General features: G+C 42.9%; 6 protein-coding genes. All 6 read right to left on the bottom strand.

Features of this window, described 5'->3' with window-relative positions; genetic code table 11:
• Positions 1-174: 174 nt before the first annotated feature.
• Positions 175-1,239 (bottom strand): mannonate dehydratase, encoded by a 1,065-nt coding sequence (locus AAC033_RS17980; protein ID WP_339740708.1) that lies wholly within the window; start codon positions 1,237-1,239, stop codon positions 175-177.
• On the bottom strand, positions 1,236-2,426 hold the full coding sequence (locus AAC033_RS17975; RefSeq protein WP_339740706.1) for a CoA transferase: 1,191 nt from the start codon (positions 2,424-2,426) through the stop codon (positions 1,236-1,238). The genes AAC033_RS17980 and AAC033_RS17975 overlap by 4 nt, the downstream gene beginning before the upstream one ends.
• On the bottom strand, positions 2,416-3,198 hold the full coding sequence (locus AAC033_RS17970) for an enoyl-CoA hydratase/isomerase family protein (protein ID WP_339740704.1): 783 nt from the start codon (positions 3,196-3,198) through the stop codon (positions 2,416-2,418). Before AAC033_RS17970 ends, AAC033_RS17975 begins: the two co-directional genes overlap by 11 nt.
• Position 3,199: 1 nt before the next feature.
• Positions 3,200-4,339 carry an extracellular solute-binding protein gene (locus AAC033_RS17965; RefSeq protein ID WP_339740701.1) on the bottom strand — a complete coding sequence of 380 codons (1,140 nt, stop codon included), beginning with the start codon at positions 4,337-4,339 and terminating at the stop codon, positions 3,200-3,202.
• Positions 4,340-4,365: 26 nt separating this feature from the next.
• Positions 4,366-5,439, bottom strand: a complete 1,074-nt coding sequence (locus AAC033_RS17960; RefSeq protein WP_339740699.1) for a lactonase family protein — start codon at positions 5,437-5,439, stop codon at positions 4,366-4,368.
• Between the two features lie 27 nt (positions 5,440-5,466).
• A partial coding sequence (locus AAC033_RS17955; protein WP_339740697.1) for an SDR family oxidoreductase occupies positions 5,467-6,222 on the bottom strand: 756 nt, incomplete at its 5' end.

Here is a 6,222-nt window from a genome sequence, read left to right as displayed (position 1 = left end):
ATGCATTCGGATAATTTTGTTAGTAGTATTTTTTCCATCAGATTTTGAGATTTATACTAGTATACGGACAATCACTTAGAGAAAGAAACCCAAGAAAAGTTCAGTTATTTAACAGCTAATATGCGATATGCTGAACTTCTGGATTTCAGGCCAAACTTAAACTATCTCTTTACGCTATACCATTTTCATAGCAGCTGAAATATATCCCATAGCATAAGCCATTCCCGCATACCACGATCCTTCGCAACTCATTTGTGGAGTGTGATCTGGTATAAGAATGCCTTCATAATTGTTTTGTTTCAGAATTTCAAGAACGCGAAACATATCAATATCGCCTTCATCCACAAAAACCTCCTTATAATCCGGTACTTTGCCAATTACATTGCGAAAATGAATGTACGCAATTTTATTTTGCGAGCTGTATTGATGAGTTGCCTCGTAAACATCGCCTTCCGTCATTTCAGAAATTGTCCCCAAACAGAATTCAAGGTTATTGTTCGCACTTGGCTGCATATCAATCAGGCGTTGATACATGTGCGGCTGATAAACTAAACGCGGCGTGTTTCGCACGTAAGGCATCGGTGGGTCGTCGGGGTGGGCAGCCATTTTTACGCCAGCCTCTTCTGCCACCGGAATAATATTTTCCAGAAAATATTGCAAACGGTTCCAAAGCTCATCGTGACTTACGCAAGGAACTGTCCCTGCCGGTGCATTTTCGTTGTACACCATGTTCCAAACCATGCCATTGGGTAGCGGAGTTTCATCAACCGAACCTTCCATACCCACCGAAACAGCTCCCCCGCGTGCAAAGGGTTTTACCACCCGACTCGAGACTCCGGCGAGCGAAAAATTATACCCAAAAACAGGTATTCCTGCTTCGCCAACAATGCGAATTTGCTCTTTCACTAATTCCATCTGTTGTGCTTTTTGGGGACCATCTAAAAGGATGTCGTGCCAAATGGAAGGATCAAAGTTTTCAATGGCATACCATTCCATTCCGTGACTGTTGATTTCGGCCTTAATTTTCAACAATTCTTCCAACGACCATAGTTCGCCATTGCCGGCTTTGCCCCAACCTTTTGTTGCCCCAATAGGCTGATTGGCACTGGACTTATCGTTGTCGACATTTCCAAAATAATCGACCAGGTGCACTACCAAATGTGTCGCTCCACATTGTTTGGCAAATTTGTAATGCTCCTCGTTGAGCATATGACGGTATAATCCAAATCCTAGTTTCATTGTTGTTTGCTTAAAAAATCATTAATATCCTTATCTCTGTAACCGCAATACTCCTTCAATATTTCAGCAGCATGTTCATTCAGCAAAGGAGCCGGTTTTTGAATCTTTTGCGGTGTATCGCTAAAACTCACAGAAAATCCGGTGGTTCTGACCTTTCCCACAGTAGGATGCTCGTATTCTATAATCATATTATTGTGCTTAATTTGTGGATCTTCCACCATCTCATCAAAAGAATTGACCTGCGAGCACCACACATCTTCGGCAAGCAACAATTCAAGCCATTCGTTGGTTGTTTTGGTTTTGAATACAGCATTAAAATCCCAACGAATCTGGTCTCTATTCTCTATAATATTGTTAGAATCAAACCCCTCGCTATCATATTTTTCCAACCCAATCACCTTGGCTACTTTGCGTACCGAACTCATTCCTATGGCGATGTACGCATCTGCCGTATCATACAAACCATAGGGAGCTCCAAGCCAAGGATTGGGGATTCCGCTTTCGCTACGCTCGGGGTTTGCTCCTTTTTGCAAATAAGCCGTTACCTCCTGCACATGAAAACCTACAATTGAGCTCAGCAAATTGGCCTCAACTTTTTGCCCCTTGCCGGTAACGCTGCGCGAAAAAATAGCTGCCAGCACCGACTGCACAATGAATAAACTGGTTAATAAATCAGCCTGGCCGACCGCCGTCACCACAGGTAAATCTCCTTTTTTACCGTTTAGCGCAGGGCCTCCGCTAATGGCTTGTGCTAACAAATCCTGCCCCGCCCGCTTTAAATAGGGGCCACTTGCACCATAACCAGAACTGGAACAATACACCAATTTCGGATTCAAGGCCTTCATTTCCTCGTAGCCCAAGCCAAGACGCTCCATAACGCCGGGACGATAATTTTCGAGCAAAATATCGGCTTTTGCGATAATGCTTTTTGCAATCTTTTTGTCCTCTTCCGACTTTAAATCGAGCGCGATGCTTCGCTTATTTCGATTAAAACTGATAAACGAAATACTCTCGCCCTTAGGATATAGATTGCCATAGGAATAATGTCTCATCCAATCTCCTTTGGGTGGCTCAATTTTAATAATTTCCGCCCCCATGTCGCCTAACATTTGTGTTGCCCATGGGCCTTGCGCCAACTGCGAAAAGTCGGCCACTACCAAACCGTTTAATGGTCCATTATTTCCCATCTCTATTTTCTGATTTTTTAATAAAATTCTGAATGGCAGTTTGCGCCTCCTCTGTTAAATACAATGCCTTTACAGTTCGTGCCTCGTCGTTGATTTTCTCGTCGAAGCGGATGTGCTGCAAACTAAGATTTGCCAATCGTTTTAGTTGAGCTACCGAACTTTCAGATCTTCGGGATAATTTTCCGGCAAAATCCATTGCCTGAGCAAAAAAGTCATCGCCAATGAAAACCCGATTAACAATTCCCCAGCTATACATGGTAGCTGCATCGAACTGGGCACCAAGAAACAACATCTCTTTTACCCGATTAATACCAACTTTCTGTATTAAACGCTGTGTGCCGCCTCCTCCGGGAATCAGACTTAGAAATACCTCGGGCAATCCCATAATGGCAGATCCTGAAGCCACAATCAGATCGCACGAAAGGGCTATTTCAAATCCACCGCCAAGCGCAAAACCGTTTACTGCCGCAATCCATGGTTTCGAAGCGTTTTCAATTGATTCGTAGAGTTGTTTGCCTTTTTCCTGGAAAGATTCAAACTCTTCGGCAGTTTGAGTGCCGTACTCTTTTATATCTGCACCGGCCATAAATGCCCTGCCTTCGCCAAAAATCAAAGCCACAGCAGTTTCCTCGTTGCTGTTAATCCATTGAATGGCCTCAATTATTTCGTCCATCATTTGCCTGTTCATAGCATTCAATTGTTCCGGACGATTGAATTTCAGAACAGCTATTTTATCAATTATCTCTATCTGTATGGTGGTAAAATTTTTCATTTTAAACCGTTTTATACAATTCATTCAGTTTAATCATTATTACTTCTGAAGCGGTATTTTTTAATATCCCCTCATGAATTAATTCGGCACCCTGCTCCTGAAACAGGTTCCACCCCGGATGTTGTGGCCGGGTGTAAGCGTTTTCGATGGTCCACTCGGTATTGCCGAAGAAATTGTTGCAAAGCTGGTTGTTTTCGGCACTTTGCCAAGCCAGTTTATTCGCCGGCTGACCTCCGTTTTGTGTAAACGTTCCTTCCTGAATCTCGGCAGAGGCCACATATCCAGCAAATTTTGAAGCTATTGCGGGATTTTTAGTCGAGCCAGAAACAGCCAAACCAACACCCCCCATGATGGTTGAAATATTTTTTTGCACTCCTACCGGACTATCTGTAAAATGAACCAAATTCTTCGTGTAACCTTTGCGGGAATAATTGGTGTATCCAAACAAATAGGGAGAATAGATTATTTCATTTTCGTTACCCATTCTGTTCAGAATCTGAATTGGGTTCCAGTTTATAGATTCAGGATGAAGAAAATCCAGATGGTATTTAAGTTCATCCAACACACTGCTCCCAATTTTAGAATCAATTTCCCCGTTCTTTATAAAGCCGCGACCGGCATTCTGAGCGCAAAGGGTTAAAAAGGTACACCAAATGTCTGTAGGACAAAGGGCCCATGCTACGGAATATCCGAATGGAACTTTAGCGTAAAATCTTTTTAGTTCATTTCTGGTTTTGGGTAGGTTTAAACCGGTTTCATCAATCAAATCTTTTCGGCAGGCACCAACCAATGCGGCAGCATCAATGGGTACAGCGTACAAATGATTGTTGTATTGATATATTCTAAAACATAGTCCTAATGCTTCAGCTTCAAAAGCTTTAATCTGAGCCTCTGAGAGGTGTTCTTCCAGTTTAAGCAGCAGACCATTTTTATCGGCCTGCCCCATGTAGGGATGATCAATGGTTATAAGGTCATAACGCTCAATAAGGCTTTCAATTGGCATATCGCCAAATTCCTTTAGTGAGCGAACATCCCACTTTACTGTTACGTTGGGATTACTCTTTGTGAATTCTTCTGCTGCAGCAATTAAAGGCTCATATCCTCTTGGATGATCCCATGCTATTCCCATCAATTCAATCATTTTTGAATGTATTTAATTAGCTTCGATTATAACCAGCAAATGTTCACCGGTGTTTCCACTTCAATTTTTGATTTCATGCTCAGCGTACCATCATCTTTGTTTATCCCGAACACGACCAGCGTATTCGAATCCTGATTTGCTGCAACAAGCCATTTACCGCTCGGATCAACATTGAAATCGCGCGGTGTTTTACCTTCGGTTGAATGGTGGGTGATAAGGGATAATTTTTTAGATACTTTGTCGATCTTGAAAACAGCAATGGTGTCCGATCCACGATTTGAGGTATACAAGAATTGGCCATTGGGATGAAGCCGGATAGCTGCCCCGCCGATTGCGCCTTTGTGTGTTTCGGGGATAAACGAAATTTTCTGTATAACTTCGGTTTCGTTACCCCGCAAATCAGCCACAAAAATTTCACCCCTCAATTCGCTTAAAACAAAAGCAAATTCTTCCTTATTATCCATCGCCATGTGGCGCGCACCGCTTCCGGCATCCATCTTAATATCCAGTTTTGGTGTTGCTTCCCACAGCCTGGAAGCTGGTTCAAATTGATAAGCCTTTGCTCGATCCAGCGATAAGTCAACCACATACATGCCGTCGTTTTTGAAAGGATAAATCATATGTGCATGAGCTGCTTCTTGTCGCTCTTTATTTGGACCTGTTCCCTCGTGTTTTATTTCCTGGTTGAATGGAGCAAGACTACCATCCTCCAAGATTGGATACGATAGCGCATTACCTGAAACATAATTGGCAACAACCAGCCTATACTGAACGATGGCCAAATGACAGGCATAATCGCCTGCGATTTCTTGAGAATTCAGGAATGTTAAAGCTCCTCCCTCTCCTATTTTATATGCATAAACCTGTGGATCCAGGTTTTCATACATTTCTTCAACGGCATACAAATACTTTTTGTCGTTTGAAACAACCAGGTAACTCGGACTGCGCTGTTGTGTATACTGCAGAAGATGAACTTCACCCGTTTCCGAATTCAGTTGAAAACAACCGATTCCCTTTCCGGTGGGATTTGTTGCAGGTGCACCAAGCTGTGTATAGCTTCCGGTATAAAATATCGACATGGTGTTTACGATTAAGCTCAAAAAATAAAGTTTCATTGCCCCCGGCTATTACTGTTTTTTTCGGGGTGGACGAGGATCGTACTGGATGGTATGGTTCATGTAAGCTCCATCGATGTACACATCGGCCCCATTAATATAGCCGGCCATATCGCTTGCCAAAAATGCGACTGTCTGAGCCACTTCTGACACATTACCAACCCTACCGGATGGAATCCATTGGTCGAATTTTTCGCGACCAAACTGGTTGATTTCCTCGCGGTTCATTTCCGTTTCAATAGCACCCGGAGCAACCGACACCACCCGAATATTGCTTTCGGCAAGTTCTAGCGACAAACACTTATTGAGCATTTTCAATCCGGCTTTTGCCGAACAATAATGTATTAACCCTTTGCGCGGCGTGGTATCGTGGATAGAAGAAATATTGATGATGACACCTCCACCTGATTTTTCCATTCTTCTTCCAGCCTCCTGCGCACACAAAAAGGGGCCCTTCAAATTTATATTGATAACTCTATCCCACTCGGCTTCTTCCATGTCCAGTGCATGAATTACACTTTCACTACCGGCATTATTTACAAGAATGTCGATTTCGCCAAAAGCCTCATCCATTTCAATAAACATGTTTTTTACCTGCTCCGATTTAGAGACATCGGCGCCACCAATTCCGACTTTAACGCCAAATTCTTTCCTTATTTCAGCAGCCAGCTTTTCTGCACTTTCCTTGTTTGAAAAATAGTTGATAAATACATCTGCTCCACAGGCCGCCAATTCTCTACAAATTGCGGATCCAATCCCTTTGCTTCC

Origin of the sequence: uncultured Sunxiuqinia sp. (genome assembly GCF_963974515.1) — a bacterium.
Lineage (GTDB): Bacteria > Bacteroidota > Bacteroidia > Bacteroidales > Prolixibacteraceae > Sunxiuqinia.
Note: the sequence above shows the minus strand (reverse complement) of the source record. Positions and strands in the feature narration are given on the sequence as shown.